Origin of the sequence: Serratia sp. S4 (assembly GCF_000347995.1) — a bacterium.
In the GTDB taxonomy this organism is placed as follows: Bacteria; Pseudomonadota; Gammaproteobacteria; order Enterobacterales; family Enterobacteriaceae; genus Serratia; species Serratia quinivorans.
Map to the genome: position 1 here is coordinate 2,371,823 of NZ_KB661120.1, position 20,246 is coordinate 2,392,068.

Annotated in this window: 21 protein-coding genes and 3 tRNA genes; 6 read left to right on the plus strand and 18 right to left on the minus strand. The window is 52.8% G+C overall.

The genetic code is table 11. The annotated features are described in order from the left end of the window. Positions 1-108: 108 nt before the first annotated feature. The 7 genes from SERS4_RS0111925 to SERS4_RS0111955 form a co-directional block, all read right to left on the minus strand. Positions 109-345, minus strand: a complete 237-nt coding sequence (locus tag SERS4_RS0111925) for a major outer membrane lipoprotein (RefSeq protein ID WP_005165631.1) — start codon at positions 343-345, stop codon at positions 109-111. Between the two features lie 308 nt (positions 346-653). After that, complete coding sequence (gene pykF, locus SERS4_RS0111930) at positions 654-2,066, minus strand: pyruvate kinase PykF (RefSeq protein ID WP_012144918.1); 1,413 nt, start codon at positions 2,064-2,066, stop codon at positions 654-656. Positions 2,067-2,468: 402 nt separating this feature from the next. Further along, a complete protein-coding gene (locus tag SERS4_RS0111935) occupies positions 2,469-2,774 on the minus strand; it encodes a cupin (RefSeq protein ID WP_017892656.1) in 306 nt (101 codons plus the stop codon). 141 nt (positions 2,775-2,915) lie between these two features. Further along, a tRNA-Val gene (locus SERS4_RS0111940) sits at positions 2,916-2,992 on the minus strand. Positions 2,993-3,013: 21 nt separating this feature from the next. Further along, positions 3,014-3,090, minus strand: a tRNA-Val gene (locus SERS4_RS0111945). 21 nt (positions 3,091-3,111) lie between these two features. Then, positions 3,112-3,188 (minus strand) — tRNA-Val (locus SERS4_RS0111950). A gap of 193 nt (positions 3,189-3,381) precedes the next feature. After that, on the minus strand, positions 3,382-4,758 hold the full coding sequence (locus tag SERS4_RS0111955; RefSeq protein WP_012144920.1) for an MATE family efflux transporter: 1,377 nt from the start codon (positions 4,756-4,758) through the stop codon (positions 3,382-3,384). 242 nt (positions 4,759-5,000) lie between these two features. On the opposite strand from SERS4_RS0111955, the gene SERS4_RS0111960 reads away from it, so the two are divergent. Then, positions 5,001-5,651 (plus strand): riboflavin synthase, encoded by a 651-nt coding sequence (locus SERS4_RS0111960; RefSeq protein WP_012144921.1) that lies wholly within the window; start codon positions 5,001-5,003, stop codon positions 5,649-5,651. A 29-nt stretch (positions 5,652-5,680) separates the two neighbouring features. After that, on the plus strand, positions 5,681-5,977 hold the full coding sequence (locus SERS4_RS0111965; RefSeq protein WP_017892657.1) for an I78 family peptidase inhibitor: 297 nt from the start codon (positions 5,681-5,683) through the stop codon (positions 5,975-5,977). A gap of 81 nt (positions 5,978-6,058) precedes the next feature. Here SERS4_RS0111965 and cfa read toward each other — a convergent pair whose 3' ends face one another. After that, the gene (gene cfa / locus SERS4_RS0111970; RefSeq protein ID WP_012144923.1) at positions 6,059-7,210 is read right to left on the minus strand and encodes a cyclopropane fatty acyl phospholipid synthase; all 1,152 of its coding nucleotides are present in this window, start codon (positions 7,208-7,210) and stop codon (positions 6,059-6,061) included. 340 nt (positions 7,211-7,550) lie between these two features. After that, on the minus strand, positions 7,551-8,759 hold the full coding sequence (gene punC / locus SERS4_RS0111975; protein WP_017892658.1) for a purine nucleoside transporter PunC: 1,209 nt from the start codon (positions 8,757-8,759) through the stop codon (positions 7,551-7,553). Positions 8,760-8,882: 123 nt separating this feature from the next. Between punC and punR the strand changes: the two genes are divergently transcribed. Beyond that, positions 8,883-9,827 carry a DNA-binding transcriptional activator PunR gene (gene punR, locus SERS4_RS0111980; RefSeq protein ID WP_017892659.1) on the plus strand — a complete coding sequence of 315 codons (945 nt, stop codon included), beginning with the start codon at positions 8,883-8,885 and terminating at the stop codon, positions 9,825-9,827. Here punR and purR read toward each other — a convergent pair. Next, entirely contained in the window at positions 9,824-10,849 is a 1,026-nt protein-coding gene (gene purR / locus SERS4_RS0111985) for an HTH-type transcriptional repressor PurR (RefSeq protein WP_017892660.1), read from the minus strand. The two genes, punR and purR, sit on opposite strands and share 4 nt — an antisense overlap. Positions 10,850-11,172: 323 nt before the next feature. Between purR and SERS4_RS26985 the strand changes: the two genes are divergently transcribed. Continuing rightward, the gene (locus SERS4_RS26985; protein WP_004943739.1) at positions 11,173-11,262 is read left to right on the plus strand and encodes a YnhF family membrane protein; all 90 of its coding nucleotides are present in this window, start codon (positions 11,173-11,175) and stop codon (positions 11,260-11,262) included. A 52-nt stretch (positions 11,263-11,314) separates the two neighbouring features. Here the strand turns inward: SERS4_RS26985 and sodB are convergent, their stop codons facing one another. Together sodB and SERS4_RS0112000 are read right to left on the minus strand one after the other, a co-directional pair. Then, entirely contained in the window at positions 11,315-11,893 is a 579-nt protein-coding gene (gene sodB / locus SERS4_RS0111995) for a superoxide dismutase [Fe] (RefSeq protein WP_012144927.1), read from the minus strand. Positions 11,894-12,087: 194 nt separating this feature from the next. After that, a complete protein-coding gene (locus SERS4_RS0112000) occupies positions 12,088-12,909 on the minus strand; it encodes a C40 family peptidase (protein WP_012144928.1) in 822 nt (273 codons plus the stop codon). A 414-nt stretch (positions 12,910-13,323) separates the two neighbouring features. Here SERS4_RS0112000 and SERS4_RS0112005 point away from each other — a divergent pair, with 414 nt between their 5' ends. Beyond that, positions 13,324-13,671, plus strand: coding sequence for a Grx4 family monothiol glutaredoxin (locus SERS4_RS0112005; protein WP_012144929.1), 348 nt, complete (start codon positions 13,324-13,326; stop codon positions 13,669-13,671). A gap of 68 nt (positions 13,672-13,739) precedes the next feature. Here SERS4_RS0112005 and rnt read toward each other — a convergent pair whose 3' ends face one another. Continuing rightward, the gene (gene rnt / locus SERS4_RS0112010) at positions 13,740-14,420 is read right to left on the minus strand and encodes a ribonuclease T (RefSeq protein ID WP_012144930.1); all 681 of its coding nucleotides are present in this window, start codon (positions 14,418-14,420) and stop codon (positions 13,740-13,742) included. A gap of 78 nt (positions 14,421-14,498) precedes the next feature. After that, a complete protein-coding gene (gloA, locus tag SERS4_RS0112015; RefSeq protein WP_012144931.1) occupies positions 14,499-14,906 on the minus strand; it encodes a lactoylglutathione lyase in 408 nt (135 codons plus the stop codon). A 331-nt stretch (positions 14,907-15,237) separates the two neighbouring features. On the opposite strand from gloA, the gene idi reads away from it, so the two are divergent. Next, positions 15,238-15,777 carry an isopentenyl-diphosphate Delta-isomerase gene (gene idi / locus SERS4_RS0112020; protein WP_017892663.1) on the plus strand — a complete coding sequence of 180 codons (540 nt, stop codon included), beginning with the start codon at positions 15,238-15,240 and terminating at the stop codon, positions 15,775-15,777. A gap of 70 nt (positions 15,778-15,847) precedes the next feature. Here the strand turns inward: idi and SERS4_RS0112025 are convergent, their stop codons facing one another. The 4 genes from SERS4_RS0112025 to SERS4_RS0112040 all read right to left on the minus strand — a co-directional run bounded on the left by SERS4_RS0112025 (position 15,848) and on the right by SERS4_RS0112040 (position 20,197). Then, positions 15,848-16,945, minus strand: coding sequence for an alkene reductase (locus tag SERS4_RS0112025; protein ID WP_017892664.1), 1,098 nt, complete (start codon positions 16,943-16,945; stop codon positions 15,848-15,850). Positions 16,946-17,031: 86 nt separating this feature from the next. Beyond that, positions 17,032-17,652, minus strand: coding sequence for a TetR/AcrR family transcriptional regulator (locus SERS4_RS0112030; RefSeq protein ID WP_026142351.1), 621 nt, complete (start codon positions 17,650-17,652; stop codon positions 17,032-17,034). Positions 17,653-17,755: 103 nt separating this feature from the next. Further along, positions 17,756-19,393, minus strand: coding sequence for a phosphoethanolamine transferase EptA (gene eptA, locus SERS4_RS0112035; RefSeq protein WP_017892666.1), 1,638 nt, complete (start codon positions 19,391-19,393; stop codon positions 17,756-17,758). A gap of 162 nt (positions 19,394-19,555) precedes the next feature. Continuing rightward, entirely contained in the window at positions 19,556-20,197 is a 642-nt protein-coding gene (locus tag SERS4_RS0112040; RefSeq protein WP_017892667.1) for an NAD(P)-dependent oxidoreductase, read from the minus strand. Positions 20,198-20,246 lie beyond the last annotated feature (49 nt).

Consider the following 20,246-nt stretch of genomic DNA (forward strand, 5'->3'; position numbering starts at 1 on the left):
CAGCGTGCTGAGCCCTTTTTTTCGCCTGGCGGCAGGGGGTAGCAGGGGGGATCTACAGATAAAAAAAACGGCGCACATTGTGCGCCGTTTTCAATAACCGAAGCTATCTTACTTTTTGTAAGCGTGTGCTTGGTTGTCCAGACGCTGGTTAGCACGTGCTGCGTCGTCTTTAGCTGCTTGAACGTCAGAACGGATTGCGTTCACGTCGTTGCTCAGCTGGTCAACTTTAGCGTTCAGAGTCTGAACGTCAGAAGACAGTTGATCGATTTTAGCATTGCTTGAACAGCCAGCCAGCATAGTGGAAGCCAGGATTACCGCGCCCAGTACCAGTTTAGTACGATTCATTATAACACCCTCTAGATTGAGTTAATCTCCATGTAGCGTTACAAGTATTACACAAACTTTTTTCGAAAGAGAATAATTTTTTTGGATTGGAGTGCTTTATTTTGATCGTTCGCTCAAACTTGCATCTTCTTTTGAAAAAAAGTTAAAAAATGTAGGGAAAACAGCTGGATTCCATGGGACAACTCCGATTTATAATTAGCTAAATAATGAGCAATCCACGGTTGCGTTTTTGAGAAAACGGTTTACCAGTGTTAAAAAAAACGCCGCAAAGCGGCGTTTTTGTCAAAATAATTATGTCACGTTTTATATTAGAGCACGTGCACCGAGGCAGTATTGGTAGTGCCGCTTGGTACCAGTGCACCAGAAACCATCACTACAACGTCGCCTTTTTGAGCCAAACCGCTGGCCAATGCCGCTTCTTTACCGATGCGATAGAAGTCGTCGGTAGAGGCAATTTCCTTGACCATCTGTGGGATCACGCCCTTGGTCAGAATAAGCTGATGAGCGGTGGTTTCGTTGGTAGTCAGCGCCAGGATCACGGCGTTAGGGAAGTATTTACGCACGGATTTGGCTGACTTACCGCCGCTGGTGGCAACCACGATCAGTGGTGCATCCAGTTTCTCTGCGGTTTCAACGGCACCGCGGCATACGGCTTCGGTGATGCGCAGCTTACGGTTGTCATGCAGGCTGTCGATACGGCTTGGCATCACGCGATCGGTACGCTCACAGATGGTCGCCATGATGGTAACGGCTTCCAGTGGGTACTTGCCCTTGGCGCTCTCACCAGACAGCATCACGGCGTCGGTACCGTCCAAAATGGCGTTAGCTACGTCGCCGGCTTCTGCACGGGTAGGGCGTGGGTTCTTGATCATGGAATCGAGCATTTGGGTGGCGGTGATCACCACTTTGCGTGCACGGTTACATTTTTCAATCATCATCTTCTGAGCGAAGATAACTTCTTCTACCGGGATTTCAACGCCCAGATCGCCACGAGCAACCATGATGCCGTCAGAAGCTTCGAGGATTTCGTCGAAGTTGTTCAGGCCTTCCTGGTTTTCGATTTTGGAGATGATTTGGATCTGCGAGCCGCCGTGCGCTTTCAGGTGCTCACGAATTTCCAAAACGTCAGAACGCTTGCGGATGAAGGACGCGGCAACGAAGTCCACGCCCTGTTCGCAGCCGAAAATCAGGTCGCGTTTGTCTTTTTCGGCCAGTGCTGGCAGTTGGATGGAAACGCCCGGCAGGTTAACGCCTTTGTTTTCGCCCAGGTCGCCGCTGTTCAGCACCTTACAGATCACTTCGCTTTCAGTCACGTTGGTGACTTCCATGCCGATCAAGCCGTCATCCACCAATACGGTGTTGCCGATTTTCAGGTCAGCGCTAAAGCCGGCGTAGGTTACCGCAACGCGTTCGTTGTTGCCGATAACGCTCTGATCGGTGGTGAAAGTGAAGGTCTGACCGGCAACCAGCGCCGCGTCTTTGCCGCCTTCCAGTTTCATGGTGCGAATTTCCGGGCCTTTGGTATCCAACAGGATGCCGGCGTTCTGACCGGTTTTCGCCATCACGGCACGCATGTTCTTGATGCGGTTGCCGTGCTCTTCATAATCGCCGTGGGAGAAGTTAAGGCGCATTACGTTCATGCCTGCATTCAGCAGGTTGGTCAGCATTTCTTCCGATTCGGTTTTTGGACCGATGGTACAAACAATTTTGGTCTTTTTCATGACGGAGTTTTCTACAAGTTGTGATGGATAATAAAACGAATAAAACCAGCGGTCAGGCCACTGATAAGGGATTTGAGTCGTGCCTGGTGGTGCAAAACACAGTTAAGGATAGGTGACCAGAGTCGAAATGGGGCGGAAAAATTCAGCCCGCGCCGGGATGCGGGGATGCTGCGCAACGTGATGAGATGAAAATGTGTTGTTATTGCGTTTTCGCAGATCAAGGGCTGAAACCATTCAACTGAAAGACGTTGCGCATTATAAAGGCTAAGCGGCGGGAAACAAAATAAAAAACCGATGCAAAACCTCGGTTCCGTCAAATCAGCAGTAAATATGGCGCAAATGCAAACCCTTAGCCGGTGTTTGTTGCGCAAATAACCACTTCATTGGTGAGACTATTGTCGATCAGCCTGTGGTAATGATTTCCCACAGGGTACCTGCAGTCAGACAGAAACAGCCGCTGGCGGTGTTGGCAGGAATAACGATGCTTTCCCCGGCTACCACCACCTGAATGTCATTGCCCAGAGTGAATTCAAACTCACCGGAAACCACCTGCGTTTGCAAAGAGACATCGCGCTTTTGCAACTGGCCAAAGGTACCGGCGTCGAATTTCACTTCGGTGGCACGGGCGCCGTTGCTCATGATGCCTTGCCGGCGAATGAGGCCGTTGTCGAGTTTCTCGAATGGGGTCTGGGCAGTAAATGTCAGCATGGATTCGGTCCTGATAAGGTATTCGCCTTGATGATACCTGATACGGCTTGCGGTGACAGGAGCAAAGCTACGGGATCGTACTGGCGAGTTAACGGTAGAGGGAACGCGAGTCGATAGGGTGAAACTGAGGAAACAATGATTTGGTGCGTCCGAGTGGACTCGAACCACCGACCCCCACCATGTCAAGGTGGTGCTCTAACCAACTGAGCTACGGACGCACTGCACTGCTTTTAGATATTTGGTGCGTCCGAGTGGACTCGAACCACCGACCCCCACCATGTCAAGGTGGTGCTCTAACCAACTGAGCTACGGACGCACTGTACTGCTTTTAGGAATTTGGTGCGTCCGAGTGGACTCGAACCACCGACCCCCACCATGTCAAGGTGGTGCTCTAACCAACTGAGCTACGGACGCATCTTTTCCTGTCTGTCATGGCTGACAGCGGGGACGAATATTAACGAGCAACCTGCGTGCTGGCAAGGAGAAAAACGTAATTTTATCCGGTATTTCACGCGATTGCTGCGCTTGTGTGCAGTGCGGTGGTTTTTTCTGCAAACAATGGTGCGTAAGCTGTCGACCGGTTTAACTTACCGGCCGGCAGCGACGCTTAGCGGGTGGAGCGCTGCAGGATCAGCGCCGCCGGTTGTTTTTGCAGCCAGCGCATGCGCATGGCCATCATGATGGCGGCGAAGGTCAGGCCAATGATAAAGCCAATCCAGAATCCGCTTGGCCCCATCGCCGGTACCAGAATATCGGTCAGCGCCAGCACATAACCGCTCGGCAGCCCCAGGATCCAATAGGCGATAAAGGTGATGAAGAAGATTGAACGGGTATCTTTATAACCGCGCAGGACACCGCTGCCAATCACCTGAATGGAATCGGAGATCTGGTAAATCGCCGCCAGCAGCATCAGCTGCGATGCCATGGCAACTACCGCCGGGCTGTCGTTGTACAGCAGGGCGATTGGCTCGCGGAAGGTGGCGGTGAACAACGCGGTGCAGCAGGCCATCAGAATACCGACGCCGATAGCCGAATAAGCGGCAACCCGCGCGCCTTCGACCGAGCCTTCGCCCAATCTATAGCCGACGCGGATAGTGGCGCTGACGCCCAGTGACAATGGCAACACAAACATCAGTGCGCTGAAGTTAAGTGCAATCTGGTGCCCGGCTACGGAAACAATGCCCAGTGGCGAAACCAGCAGGGCGACGACGGCGAACAGCGTGACTTCAAAGAACAACGCCAGTGCCACCGGCAGGCCAATGCCGAACAGGCGTTTCATCGCCGCCCAGTCCGGCCGCATGCTGCTGCCTTCCTGTGGCAGAATGTCACGCTGTGATGGGGCATGTTTCACGTACCAGCGCATCGCCAGGAACATAAACCAGTAGACGCTGCCGGTTGCCACGCCGCAACCGACGCCGCCCAGTTCCGGCATGCCGAATTTACCGTAGATGAAAATATAGTTAATCGGGATATTTACCAGCAGGCCGAGAAAACCAATCACCATACCCGGTTTGGTTTTCGACAGGCCTTCGCATTGGCCACGCAGCACCTGGAAGAACAGATAACCCGGCGCGCCCCACATAATGGCATGCAGATAGCCCACCGCTTTATCCGCCAACTGCGGGTCGATGTTGTGCATCATGTCGATGACAAACTTGCTGTTATACAGCACGATAATCACCAGCAGTGAGACGGCGGCCGCCAGCCAAAAGCCCTGACGGACCTGATGAGCGATGCGATCGCGTCGGCCGGCGCCGTTCAGCTGTGCAATCACCGGCGTTAACGCCAGCAGCAGGCCGTGGCCAAACAGGATAGCCGGTAGCCAGATTGAGGTACCAACGGCAACCGCCGCCATATCTGTGGCGCTGTAGGCACCGGCCATAATGGTATCAACCACACCCATTGCGGTTTGTGATATTTGCGCGATGATCACCGGGATTGCGAGGGCCAATAAGCTACGCGCTTCAATTAAGTACTTCTGCACGCATACACCTTTTCTATTTATTTATGATGGAGGGAAGGGTCGTCGTGAAAGGACAACAATTAAAAATAGCGGAATTTTCTCAAAAAGATTGTACCCGCTCGGCGTGGTTAAGCAAATGCTGTGATGAAATAGTTATTAAATGCGCAGCCGCAGATTTTTTGTCGCCTCGGGTTTGGTTTTCCTCGTCAACTGGGGCAAACTGCCCCAAGCGCTTTAAACATTTTTAGAAAGAAGAGGCCCACATGTTCACCGGTATCGTACAAGGCACCGCGCCGCTGGTCGCCATTGATGAAAAATCCAACTTCCGTACTCATGTCATCGAGATGCCCACTGAACTGCTGCCCGGGCTGGAGCTTGGCGCGTCGGTATCTCATAACGGTTGCTGTCTGACCGTCACGGCGGTAGAGGGCAACCGCGTCAGTTTTGATTTGATCAAAGAAACGCTGCGCCTGACCAACCTCGGTGAGCTGGCATTGGGTGACGTGGTCAACATCGAAAGAGCGGCCAAATTTAATGATGAAATTGGCGGTCACCTGATGTCCGGCCATATTATCTGCACGGCAGAGGTGGCCAAGATTTATACCTCTGAGAATAATCGTCAGGTGTGGTTGCGCATGCCGGATGCGGAACTGATGAAATACGTTCTGCACAAAGGTTTCATTGGCATCGATGGTATTAGTCTGACTATCGGTGAGGTAGTCAATAACCGTTTTTGCGTACATCTGATCCCGGAAACCCTGGAGCGCACCACGCTGGGTAAAAAACGTCTGGGTGATAAGGTGAATATTGAGATCGATCCACAAACGCAGGCGGTGGTTGACACTGTCGAGCGGGTGTTGGCGAGCCGTGAAGCGGCAATGGCGGCGGCGAGTGCGCTGGCGCAGAAGATCTGACGAACGACAAACCAGAGAGGAGCAATCGCGTGAAGTTTTATGGGAAAACGTTGATGTTAACGGCGCTGCTGGCGCTGAGTGCTTGTAGCAGCTCGCCTGAGCAGGGCGCGGCCAATACCGCAGTGGATACAGAGAATGATACCTGTGGCGCGGCGCAATATCAGAGCTATGTCGGTAAACCGATGTCAGCGCTGGAAGGCGTGCAGATTGAGTCGCAAGTGCGCGCTATTCCGTATAACTCTGCGGTCACGATGGACTTTAACCTGCGTCGCCTGAACTTCCTCGGTGACAGCGATGATAAGATCATCCGCGTGTATTGCGGCTGATATACCCGCGTTGGTCAATACATAAAAAGAACCCCGGTCAGTGCAAGCTAGCCGGGGTTCTTTTATTGCGTGGCGTCGCGATTATCGCGTTACGCGAATACCACCTTCAACCCCTTTCGGGCTGAATACCACTTGCCATAGTTGAATATCACGTGCGCGAAAGGCGCCGGCACAGGCGTTCAGATAATAACTGAACATGCGTTCGAAACGATCGGAATAACGCTGGGCAAGCTGTGGCCACGCCTGTTTGAAACGTTCATACCAGGCCATTAGGGTGCGATCGTAATCGGCGCCAATATTATGCCAATCTTCCATCACGAAATGCCCCTCACTGGCCTGGGCAATATGCGAGACCGACGGCAGGCAGCCATTCGGGAAGATATATTTGTTGATCCACGGGTCAACATTCATATCTGTCCGATTCGAGCCAATGGTGTGCAGCAGGAACAGACCGTCCGGTTTTAAATTACGTTCCACCACTTTAAAGTAGGTGTGGTAATTTTTCGGACCGACGTGCTCGAACATGCCGACTGAAACAATACGGTCAAACTGCAGGTGTAAATCGCGGTAGTCTTGCAAGCGGATTTCGACATCCAGCCCGGCACAGTGCTCCTGCGCCAGTTTTTGCTGTTCGGCGGAAATGGTCACGCCCACCACCGAAACACCATAATTTTTCGCCGCATAGGCGGAAAGTCCGCCCCAGCCGCAGCCAATATCCAGCAGGTTCATACCCGGCTGCAGCTGCAGCTTTTCGCAAATCATCCGCAGCTTGGCTTCTTGCGCTTCTTCCAGCGTAGTGGCTTCTTTCCAGTAGGCGCAGGAATATTGCATATGCGGATCGAGCATCTGCGTAAACAGATCGTTCCCCAGATCGTAATGTTCTTTCCCGACTATCCAGGCGCGTTTCTTCGATTGCAAATTGGTGAGTCGCGCGGCGGCAATACGCAAAGTATCTTTAAGATGGTGGGGGAGTTTCTTTTCCAGACCGGCACGGACCACGTGTTGAAAGAATATATCCAGCCGTTCACATTCCCACCAGCCGTCCATATAACTTTCACCCAGGCCGAGAGAGCCTTCTTGCAGCACGCGTTTAAAAAAATTGGGGTTTTTAACCTGAATATCGAATGGGCGTGAGCCGTTTATTTCAATACCGGCCATGCTGAGCATTTCATGAGCGATACGGTACCATGGGTTGTCCTGGATGCTCACATCTTCTATACACGATGAACTCATAGCTTCTCCATCACCTTCTTCTGACTTATGACCCGCCAAAAAATAGCTTAGACAAATTCTGCGGGTGCATACGTTTACCTACGGTAAAAAGCCCCGTGGCGTCTGATATCCGACTATGAACAGAGGAAAATTTTAAGAAGGTTCCTGCGCAAGAAACGCTGGAAAGACAATCCTTAAAAAAGTGTGACGCCATACGCGTACACAACAGCAATTTGTGATAAAGAAATTATAAAAGTGTTATTTTAAAAGGTCGTTTTGAGTATAGGCTTGCCGAGGCGCTTACTCAACTGTAAATCGCACTCGGCAAAAATATTCTTTAAGTGATTATTAATACATATAATTATGACGCAGAGTTAGCATGTTCCTGTCGCGTCGCCTGCTGTTCATCCATCACTTTTCCCCGTTGCAGCATATAGCCCAATGCGGCTAATACTACCGTAGAAACCATCACCGTCACCGTTGCCAACAGCGGCTGTTCGATAAAGGCCGATACCAGCATGCTGGCGACAAAACACAGCCCCAACTGCAGGGTGTTTTGCAGCGCTGCGGCTTTGCCTGTGCCTTCCGGGAACGGGGTTAACGCATTCGCCACTACGATTGGGTAGCTGGCACCGTTGACCAGCGCCATCACGCAGAACGGGATCAGCAGCGTGGTGAGCGTTGGTTCGGTCAGCGTGGCAACCAGATATAACGCCACCATGCTGATGCCATAAGCTACCAGCAGCCACGGCAGTAAGGTGTTGCCATTAATGCGATTTAACGCGGTGCGGCAGCCATAACCCCCTAACAGGAAGGCCAGGGTCTGCGGCACATAGCTCAGGCCGATATCATTTGGGCTGTACCCCATATCGCCAAGAATAAAGGGTGAACCGGTCAGCCAGGCGAAGAAGCCGGCTGAGCAGGCGGCAAAGATGGTAACGCTGCCGCTGAACACCGGGGATTTAAGCAGTTGCCAGAAGGTCAGGCTGTTTTTCTTTTCTGCGGAAGGCAAGGGTTTAGCGTTTTCTTTCAACAGCAGAGTCGGCAGCAGGAGAATGATGGTAATGCCCAGCAGCACGGCAAAAATGGCACGCCAACCCATGTGGTTCAACAGCCAGGCACCGACCAACGGCGCCAGCGCTGGTGAAAGTGCCACCAACGGCATAATGGTAGCGAAGACCCGGTTGGCCTTGCCTTCACGGTAGCGGTCAATCACCAGTGCCTGCCAGGTAACGGCGGCGGAACAGACGCCAATGGCCTGGATGAAACGCAGTGACCACAGTTGAACGGCATTTTGTACCCACAGCATGCCCAGGCAACCCAGGGCAAACAGCGCCAGGCCAATCAGCAACACCGGTTTACGGCCGAGGCGGTCGGAAAGTGGCCCCCAGAGCAATTGAGCAAAGGCGAAGCCGGCCAGGAAGATACTCAGGCTGGCGCTGATCGCCCCGGCGGAAATTTGCAGGTCTTGCTGCATTATGCCAAAGGCGGGCAGATACATGTCGGTGGCCAGGTAACCCAGCATACTCAGGCCGGCAAGATAGAACATAAAACCAAAGGAATTTCGCATGGTATTTCTCATTAATATTTTATTGTCGCAGGTTTTTAGCGCCGGCAAGTGTATCCGGCTGGATCTCTGCTTGTGAAACGGTAATATTTGCGAGGTGCTGTTAAAAAAATTGAAGGCAAGGTTATGTGGTCTGAATATTCTCTCGATGTGGTAGATGCGGTCGCCCGCACCGGCAGCTTCAGCGCAGCGGCGCATGAGCTGCATAGAGTGCCCTCGGCGGTAAGTTATACCGTGCGGCAATTGGAACAATGGCTGGCGGTTCCGCTGTTTGAACGGCGTCATCGTGACGTGGAACTGACCCCGGCCGGCGTGGTGTTTGTGCAGGAGGCACGCAGTGTCATCAAAAAAATGCTCGACACCCGCCGCCAGTGTCAGCAAGTGGCTAACGGTTGGCGTGGCCAACTGAAAATTGCGGTAGACATCATTGTTAAACCCCAGCGCTGCCGCCAACTGGTACTGGACTTCTATCGCCATTTCCCCGACGTAGAACTGATGGTTCAACCTGAGGTGTTTAACGGCGTCTGGGATGCGCTGGTGGACGGCCGTGCCGATATGGCGATTGGGGCGACGCGTGCGGTGCCGGTCGGCGGCGGGTTTGCCTTTCGCGATATGGGCGACATGCGCTGGCTGTGCGTGGTCAGTCCGCAGCATCCGCTGGCGGTGATGGATGGCCTGTTGAAAGATGAGCAACTGCGGCCTTTCCCGTCGCTGTGTCTGGAAGATACCTCGCGCAACCTGCCCAAGCGGGTCACCTGGACACTGGACAACCAACGGCGGCTGGTGGTGCCGGACTGGGCCTCGGCGCTGGATTGTCTGTGTGCTGGCCTGTGCGTTGGCATGATGCCGGCGCATCAGGCCTTGCCATTGGTGCAGCGTGGGGAACTGGTAGCGTTGCAGCTGCAGCAGCCGTTTCCGGCCAGCCCCTGTTGTCTGACCTGGCAGCAGAATACGCCATCACCGGCGATGGCCTGGCTATTGGATTACCTGGGGGACAGTGAAACGCTGAATCAGGAATGGCTAAGCGAAGTGGTGCCGGAAACCACAGCGGCCTCCGGCATTAGCAATTAGCGGCGGTAATCGATGAATGGGCCGTCAGCGACCGAACGGCGCTCAATCAGTTTCGGATGCACTTCAATCACCTGCGACTCTTCACGCTTGCTGATAATACGGTCCAGCAACATGGTGAACGCCATTTCACCCAAACGCTCTTTGGGTTGATGAATGGTGGTCAGTGCCGGGGTGAAATAGCGGGCGTTACGCACGTTATCGTAGCCAATCACCGAAATGTCTTGTGGCACCCGCAGCCCAAGTTCGTCGGCGGCGCAGATCGCGCCCATCGCCATGATGTCGCCGCCGCAGAATACCGCTGTCGGGCGATGTTTTTGCGACAGGATCTGGTGCATGGCCTTGTAGCCGGATTCCGGCTCAAAGTCACCCTGAACAATCCACTCGTCACGTACTTCAATATTGGCTTCTTCCATGGCTTTTAAAAAGCCCTGATGGCGGCCGCCACCGGTATTGCGCGACAGTTGGCCTGGAATGGCACCGATATCGCGGTGACCGCGTTCAATCAGATACCGCCCGGCCAGATAGCCGCCGGCGAAGGCGTTATCAATGATGCTATCGGTAAAATCACCGCGGGCCGCGCCCCAGTCCATCACGACCATTGGGATGTTGCGGTAGTCTTCCAGCATGCCGAGCAATTGGTCTGGATATTCCGAACACATCACCAACAGGCCATCGACACGCTTTTGCGCCAGCATCGCCAGATAGGCCTGCTGTTTGTCCAGATTGTTGTGCGAGTTACACAAAATCAGCGTATAGCCTTTGCTGTAGCAGCTGTTTTCTACCGCCTCGATCACTTCGGCAAAGTAGGGGGCTTCGCTGGAGGTGGCCAGCAGGCCAATCGATTTGGTGTGATTGACCTTCAGGCTGCGCGCTACGGCGCTGGGTGAGTAATGCAGCTCTTTAATCGCAGCGCCAACGGCCGCTTTTGTCTCTTCGGCGACGAAACGAGTCTTATTGATGACGTGCGAAACGGTGGTGGTGGAAACGCCAGCGCGTTTGGCCACATCTTTAATCGTTGCCATGTAAAGAATGACTCCTGAACTCACATGTTGCAGTATGTAAGTGTGATGTTAATCGTTTGCCTGCGTAGATCCTTCTCCAAAGAAGCGAAAACTGAGTTTTTAGTGTGTTGAAGTCGTCAGCGCTTGGTCAGGAGGGGCATTTTGCCGGTACACAGTTGTGAACTGCGAATTTTGTCCCATATTGAGCCAAAGTGGAAGAGGTAATCGGTATAATAAACCGGGAAATGATAACAAGATTTTATTGTTCAACTGTGTGAAAATGGTTTGACGCATTAATTGTGTGCCTTTTACCCTTGGGAAACCCAATCTGAAAAGGAGTTGTAATGGATACCGATCTGAAAATGTCACTGTTCACCACCGTTTGTGCGCTGGCCGTGATTATTGCTTTCAGCTTCACCGCTGCTTTGAACTGATCCCCTCAATTAAAACAGGCGCAGCCCGCTGCGCCTGATTGTTTTCCCCGCGTTACGCCAGGTTCTTTTCCACAAATGCCCAGTTAACCAGTGCCCAGAAGTTTTCCAGGTAGGCAGGTCGCGCGTTGCGGTAATCGATGTAATAGGCGTGTTCCCAAACGTCGACGGTCAGCAGCGGTTTATCATCACCGGTTAGCGGTGTCGCTGCGTTCGAGGTGTTAACAATCGCCAGCGAACCCTCCGGTTTCTTCACCAGCCAGGTCCAGCCTGCGCCAAAGTTTTTCACTGCGGCGTCGCTGAATTGCTGTTTAAATTCGGCGAAAGAACCAAATGCCTGATTAATCGCCACGGCCAGTTTACCTTCAGGCTCACCGCCGCCCTGTGGCGACAGACAGTGCCAATAGAAAGTGTGGTTCCATACCTGAGCGGCATTATTGAAGATGCCGCCGTCAGAGGCCTTAACGATCTCTTCGAGGGACAACCCTTCAAACTTGCTGCCTTTCAGCAGATTGTTCAGGTTCACCACGTAGGCGTTGTGATGCTTGCCATAATGGTATTCCAGAGTTTCTGCGGAAATGTGCGGTTCGAGGGCGTTTTTTTCATAAGGTAATGCAGGAAGTTCGAACGACATTGCTTTCTCCTTGTACAGTGCCAGTCTACCGTCGGAACAACGGGTATTAGATTAGCCTGTTTTTATTGTGGGTATTTAGCTTAGCAATTTTCGCGATGAATTACAGGGGGAACGGGCAAGGGATTGGCTATGACTACGAGGTTTGGGGAAACGATCAGGGGAGAGCGGCTGGACAGCGCCAGCCGCAAGGGAGTTTATCGAATGGTTTTTGGCGTGACTACCCGGCGTGCGCCGATGTAGTGGTTTTGCCAGTAGTCATTGTCGAGCTGGCTGATGCGAATTTCTTCGCCGGTACGCGGGGACTGAATGAATTTGCCGTTACCCAAATAAACCCCCACATGGTCGGCCACGCCGCGGTTGTTAATGCGGAAGAACACCAGATCGCCGCTTTCCAGCTCACTCTTCTTGATCGGCGCTGCGTCACGCAGGTGATACATCTCGTTGGCGGTACGCGGCATTTTAATTTTAACGATGTCTTTATAGGCGTAATAAATCAGACCGCTACAGTCAAAGCCGGTTCTTGGCGAGGAGCCACCCCAGCGATAAGGTTTACCCATTTGATCCATCAGCTTGGCCATCGCGGTTTGCTTGGCATGCTGGTAGCGTTTTTTGTGCGCAGGGCTGAGCTTCAGTGGTTTTTCGTCAGCCACCAATTTGGCGGTTGCCATACCGGTTTCACGATGGCGCCCATAGCCTTTTTTATAGCCCTTCTTCGGCGGGGTCACTTTAATTTTGGCTATTTTATGAGTTTTGTTTTTTGATTTTGCGCTAACGATCTTTTTAGCGGTTTTTTCTGTTTTGGCTTTGGAGACCTTGGCGGTTTTCTGCGGAGTAGTGACTTTTACTTTTTTGCTGCTGGCCTTAACCGCTTTCTTTTTCTTGCGGTCATCCGGCCGGGCTTCGTTTACGTGGCTCTTGCGCTGCTCAGCGGCAACACGTGCCTGTGGCGCTGCATGCGCCAGATTAAAGAATAGCTGTGTAAACAACAGCACAAAAAGCGTAAGAATTAAACGCATGTCGACGTTACCAACCTTGGCCCCGGAACAGATATCGAATGAGTGACAGTATTCCCGAATTTCGCCATATAAAACAGCGAAGAACTCATAAATGATAATCCATATTGTGAGAAAACGTTAATAGCATTTTTTTTGCCGAAAAATCAAACTGTTGATGTATAAAAAACCAACAATGGCCGCCAGGGAATTTATTAAGGTGCACTTTTTGACAGGAAATATATTAGTGAAATGGCCGGATTAAAAATGTTATTCTGCACATATGTTTTGACCGGAAAGGCCCTGCCGGTGAGACGCGACTGACAACGGGGGAATGCCCTTGCAAAAGATGGCGTTTTCTTGCAACTGTTCCAGCCGCTACAATAGCCAGTGTGATGCATGTTGTAGCCATGAGATTTGGCTTGAGGAAGCAATATAATGACGACGACGATTGAAAAAATTCAGCACCAGATCACTGAGAACCCAATTCTGCTGTACATGAAAGGTTCACCGAAATTGCCAAACTGCGGTTTCTCGGCGCAAGCCGTGCAGGCACTGTCTGCCTGTGGCGAACGCTTTGCTTACGTTGATATTCTGCAGAACCCGGACATCCGTTCCGAGTTGCCGAAATACGCCAACTGGCCGACCTTCCCGCAGCTGTGGGTAGACGGTGAGCTGGTCGGCGGCTGTGATATCATCATGGAAATGTATCAGCGCGGCGAATTGCAGCAGCTGATCAAAGAAACGGCAGAGAAGTACAAACAGCAGGAAGACCAGCAGCCATAATCGGCTCGGTTTTATTGTTGGAAGTCATCGGGCGGTGCCAGCTAATACTGGGCCGCCCGATTTTTTTCTTAGTCGGTATTTGTGACCGCCAGCGGCCAACCGCCAAGGCGTTTCCAGCGGTTAACCAGCTCGCAGAACAGCTGAGCGGTTTGCTCGGTGTCATACAGCGCTGAATGGGCCTGGGCACTATCGAAGGGAATATCGGCGGCAATGCAGGCTTTGGCCAGTACCGTTTGCCCCAACACCAGTCCGCTTAACGCCGCGGTGTCAAAGGTGGCGAAAGGATGGAAAGGATTGCGTTTCAGGCTGGCACGCTCGGCGGCAGCCATCAGGAAACTGTGATCAAAATTGGCGTTATGCGCCACAATTATCGCCCGGTTACAGCCGCGATCCTTAATGCCCTTGCGCACCGCTTTAAAAATAGCGTGCAGTGCATCGTATTCACTGACTGCACCGCGCAGGGGATTACTCGGATCTATGCCGTTAAAAGCCAGCGCTTCGGGTTGCAGGTTGGCACCTTCAAAAGGCTCCACGTGAAAATGCAGGGTTTCGTCCTGCTGCAACCAGCCGTCTTCATCCATTTTTAACGTAACGGCGGCAATCTCCAGCAGCGCGTCAGTTTTGGCATTAAATCCGGCAGTTTCTATATCTATTACTACGGGGTAAAACCCACGAAAACGGCCACTCAGGGCGTTAAGATCACTTTTTTCGGCCATCAGTTTCTTATCTTCATCGAATGCAGCGCGCATTATGGCAAATTTTGCGCCCGGTTGCAGGCGGTAATCACGCGGGAAAAACAAGGGCGCAGTAAGCGCCCCTGGTTGACCTTAGTGGCCGAGGCCGTGGCCGGCGTGTTTGTTTTCGATCAGTTCGATTTTATAACCGTCCGGATCTTCAACAAAGGCGATAACCGTGGTGCCGCCCTTGACCGGGCCGGCTTCGCGAGTGACCTTGCCGCCGGCATTACGAATGCTGTCACAGGTTGCGGCGACATCATCCACACCCAGTGCCAGGTGGCCGAATGCGGTGCCCATTTCGTAGCTGTCGGTGCCCCAGTTATAGGTCAGTTCAATCACCGCACCTTCGCTTTCATCGGTATAGCCTACAAACGCCAGTGAGTACTTGTATTCCGGGTTCTCGCTGGTACGCAGCAAGCGCATGCCTAATACCTTGGTATAGAAGTCGATGGAGCGTTGCAGGTCACCGACGCGGATCATGGTATGGAGTAAGCGCATAATTCCTCTGATTGGATGTGCCGTTGCCAATGGCGGATGGATTGAAGCAAATCCAGTATAGCGTTGCCGCATAAGGGATTTCAATGTATGCCACGGCAGGGAGCATTACTACATCAGTGACGTTGTCACTCATCAGTTCGGCAGGGTAACACAACCGCACACTTTGTCGCCGTGTGGCGGGTGGAAATAGGTACTATAACCACTGCAAGGGATGGCGCGTCACGATAACGTTGTTGCGTCCGGATTGGGCGGGATTAATTTATAAATTTGGATCTGGTTAATATGACTTTTTTCAGTACGAGAACATCGCGTTTGCCGAAGGAGCCGATCAATGGATGAAATGCTAATTCTGGTGGATGCTGATGATAATGCCATTGGCTCCCAAAGCAAAACGCAGGTACACCAACAGGGGTTACTGCACCGGGCATTTTCAATTTTTATCTTTGATAGCCAGGGCCGCCTGCTGTTGCAACAGCGGGCATTCAGTAAGTATCACTCGGCCGGGCTATGGACCAACAGTTGCTGTGGCCACCCGCGCTGGGGTGAGTCAACGCTGGCCGCGGCTCAGCGCCGCCTGCAGGAAGAGATGGGGTTCAGCACTGAGCTACAACAAGTTTCCAGTTTTACCTATCAGGCTGCGGTACCCGGCGATTTAATTGAGCACGAATTCGATCATATCTACGTCGGTTTATTTGACGGCAAGCCGCAGGGGGCGCCTGAAGAGGCCCATAGTTGGTCGTGGACTGATATTCAGCAATTAACGGATGAAACAACGCGCAATCCTGAAAAGTTTACCGTTTGGTTTCTCACGATAATGAAGGATCTTGGCGCCAATGAAATGGAACGTTGGGCAAGGTTGGCTGCGAGTTAACTGACAGGTTTCCCGCTAAATGGCAAAAAGCCCGCCGGCATTGGCATGCCGGCGGGCTTTGCTGTTTTACTTACAGCGTTGGGTAGTCGGTATAACCTTCAGCACCACCACCGTAGAAAGTTTCCGGTTTAGGTTCGTTCAGCTCAGCGCTCTGCTTGAAGCGCTCAACCAGGTCCGGGTTGGCGATATAGCTACGGCCAAAGGCCACGGCATCGATAAAGCCTTTATTGATCAGCTCTTCTGCTTTCTCGGCGGTATAGGCACCGGCACCGACAATCACCCCTTTAAAGTGGGCGCGTACCGAATCACGGAAGGCGTCGGAATAAGGCTTGCCACCGGCCCAGTCGGGTTCGGAAATGTGCAGGAAAGCGATGTTACGCTTGTTCAGCTCTTCAATCAGATACAGCGCCGCGTCTTCCTGATCTTCACCATTATCCAGGCCGTTGAACGGGCCCAGCGGTGAAATACGGATACCGACGTGTTCTGAACCCCATTCAGCGATGCTCGCGTCAACCACTTCCAGTGTCAGGCGAGTACGGTTTTCGATGCTGCCGCCGTACTGATCGGTACGTTGGTTAGATGCCGGAGCCATGAACTGGTGCAGTAGATAGCCGTGCGCCGCATGCAGTTCGATAAAGTCGAAACCGGCCTCACGGGCGTTGGCAGTCGCCTGGCGGAAATCGTTAATGATGCCTGGGATCTCTTCAGTTTCCAGGGCGCGTGGGGTAGAGGTTGGTACTCGTACCCAGGCACCGGTTTCGTCACGTACGGTAGTACGGGTGTCGGCATTGATCGCAGAAGGGGCAACCGGAGCCTGTTGGCCTGGCTGCAGGCTGTTATGGGAAATACGGCCCACGTGCCACAGCTGAACGGCGATATGGCCGTTTTTGTCATGCACAGCCTGAGTGATCTTTTTCCACGCGGCAATCTGCTCTGGGGTATGCAGCCCCGGTGCGCCGGCATAACCTTTCGCCTGGAAAGAAATCTGGGTGGCTTCGGTGACAATCAGACCCGCGCTGGCGCGTTGGGCATAATATTCCCCCATCAGCGGCGTCGGGATATCACCAGGCTCAATGCTGCGCAGGCGCGTCAGCGGGGCCATAAACACGCGGTTCGGCAGGGTTACAGCGCCAACCTTCAGCGGGGAGAACAATTTTTCAATCTTCATAGTGCATCCTATATTAATAGACCGGTCGACTAGTAACGAATGTAAAACCGCCCAATGCGGTAATTCATGATAAATCAGGGTATTTTTTAGCTCTGCGCCGGACGCAACAACAGTTCAATACTTTCCAGCGCGCTGGTCAACGGGGCGACCGAGTGGCGGATTTTGGCGCGTAAAGAGGCGCCAAGCCACAGGGAATACAGCGTTTCCGCCGTGGCCGCCGGGCTCATGGCCAGCGACAATGAACCTTCGCGGATCCCGCGTTCAATCGTATCCTGCAGGTGACCAATCACCCGGGCACTGCCGGTTTCCAGCGCATGACGCATGGGTTCCGACAGGTCGCTCACCTCGGCAGACAATTTCACCGCCAGGCAGGCGTTATGGCATTCGCTGCGGCAGTGGTAGCTGATCGCCTGAGCGTAATAGCTTAACAATTGGTGGCGTGCATCGCCTTTATCGTCGGCAAACAGCTGCTGCATTGCCGCATCATAGTGTTCGAAATAACGCTGCAGCATCGCTTCGCCAAACACTTCCTTCGACCGGAAGTAGTGGTAGAACGAGCCTTTTGGCACGCCCGCCGTGCTCAGCAGTTCGCTCAGTCCCATGCCGGTAAAACCGAGGCGCAGGCTGAGGGTCTCGCCGGTAGCGAGCAAATGTTCACGGGTATCTGTAGGGCAGTGCGCATGTTTAGTCATAATGGTTGTCAGCATAATAGACCGATTGGTCTAGGTCAATAACAATAAAAAAACCGGCATAAAAATGCCGGTTACGATGAGTGATACTTTGCCTGAATAAAGCGCGGAAGTTAAGCCCTTAGGCGGCTCCCCGGCAGCGTTGCAGAATATCGAGCTGCGGTTGATATTCACGGGTTTGCACGTTCAGCATACCGAGCATGGTGTGGAACAGGTTGTCCTGCGAGATATCATCCTTCTCTGCCATGTTACTCAGGCACTGGCGATCAACCTTGAAGTTGCGCTCATAGTCCGCAGACATCCACATCAGGAAGGGGACATGGGTCTGCTGGCTTGGCGCAAACACGTAAGGGGTACCGTGCAGATACATACCGTTTTCGCCCAGCGATTCACCGTGGTCAGATAGATACACCAGCGCGGTGTTGAACTTGTCGCTGTGCTGTTGCAACAGCTTGATGGTGTCGTCCAGCATGGCGTCGGTATACAGCAGCGAGTTGTCATAGGTATTCACCAACTGCTCGTGGCTGCAATCCTGGATCTGATTACTGTTGCAGGTGGGTGAGAACTTCTGGAACTCTGGCGTACTGCGACGGAAATAGGCCGGCCCGTGGCTGCCCATCTGGTGCAGCACTATCACGCCGTCGTCTTTCAGGCTGTTGATATAGTCGTTCAGTTTATACAGCAGCACGTTATCCATGCAGACTTCACCGTCGCAATCCTGCGGCAGTTTTAGCTTGGTCATGTCAACGTGTGGCACGCGATCGCAGGCACCTTTGCATCCGCCGTCGTTTTCACGCCACAACACATTGACACCGGCATGCGCCAGTACGTCAAGCATGCCTTCCTGATGGGTAGCCTGGGTGGCGTCATAATCCTTGCGTGGCATGTTGGAGAACATGCAAGGCACGGAGATCGCGGTTTCGGTGCCGCAGGAGCTGGCGTTTTTAAAATACACCACGTTGTCCTGCTTCAGACGTGGGTTGGTTTCACGCTCATAGCCGCCCAATGAGAAGTTCTCGGCACGCGCCGTTTCCCCAACCACCAGGATCACCAGGGTTTTCTTTTGCTGTGCGGTGATTACTGGCCCTTTACGTGCATCTTCACCGATTTTCACCAGCGGCAAATTGCGGGTGAAGTAACGTTGCTGGGTAAATTTGATGGTGCCGGAAACGAAGTTCGACGGCGTCAGCATTTTCACCACGCTTTTGTTATTGCGGATCAGCGAGGCGTAATCCTTATAAAACAGGGCGGCGATAATCAGGATCACCACTACCGAGAGCATCACGTTAGCGGCACGCAACCCGACCATGTACCACCATGGGCGAGTTTTACGGATTTCGATAAAGCAAACCAATACCGCAGGCAGAATACCCAGCAGGAACAGCCACAGACCCATGCGCGGCGTCAACAACGCCGTTGCTTCCTGGGGATTGGTTTCGAAGGCGTTCTGCATCATATTGCCGTCGATCACCACGCCGTAACTGAACATAAAGTAGTTGGCGGCCGCGCTGCCGAGCAGGAAGAAAATCATCAGTGGCTTGCGTAAGAACGGCACGGTCAGCACGCTGAAGATAATATTCAGCGCACAGAAAATCACCACCGGCATGGTGGCGGCGAAAATCACGCTGTGGAGGTTATCGAAGGTGATATACGACCAGGCCTTATGAAGGAATAACGCATTCTGGAACAGAGTGAAGAATAAGGCACTGGCGAGGATAAAACCCAGGCTGTTGCACTGTAAGCGTTGACGTAACGACATTGCCAAATCTGAATCCTGATATTGTGTAATGCGCTGAAATTTACAGGATGAAACTTAAGAAAACCTTAGAGATTCAGTTTGGTGGCAGAGTTGTTTAATTTTGGTTTAGCTTGAGAGACGCCAGACCGGGCGGTCTGGCGCGGGGGATTAAGGCGAGAATGATTAATAGGCGGCGGTAAATTGCGCTTTAATAAACTGCGGTTTTTCGATCTCATCGATAATCGCTACCGACAGGTCTTCCACGGAGATACCCGCCGGGGCCTGGCCGTTCATCAGCAGTTTGGTGGTGCCCAGACGGAACTGACCGGTACGCTTGCCGGGCTCCAGCAGTGCCGCCGGAGACAAATAGGTCCAGTCCAGTTGAGAGTCATTGCGCAATTTATTGCGTAAATCACGCACGGCCTGAGCGCCCGGACGGATATTTTCCGGGAACTGCGGGGTATCGACCAGTTCAACGCCCGGAGCCACTTCCAGGCTGCCGGCACCGCCAACCACCAACAGGCGTTTGACGCCGGATTTTTTCACCGCGTCCAGGATCTGTTGGGAGCCCCTGGTGGTTTTCTCGTACAGATCTTCTTCCGCCCAACCCGGATTAAAGGCGCTGATCACCGCGTCCTGACCGGTTAGCTGTTTTGCCAGCCATTCGGTGTCGGCGACGTCGCCCAAAGCGATGGTCAGGTTTGCGTTGTCGGGCAAATCTTTTTGCTGACGTGCAATCGCCGTGACCTGCAAACCGCGGTTCAGCGCTTCATCCACCACGCGGCGGCCAACAAAACCTGTTGCTCCAATAATGGCTACTTTCATCTGTTTGCTCCTGTCGTGTATCAGCTCAGATTCACCTGAGCACGTATCT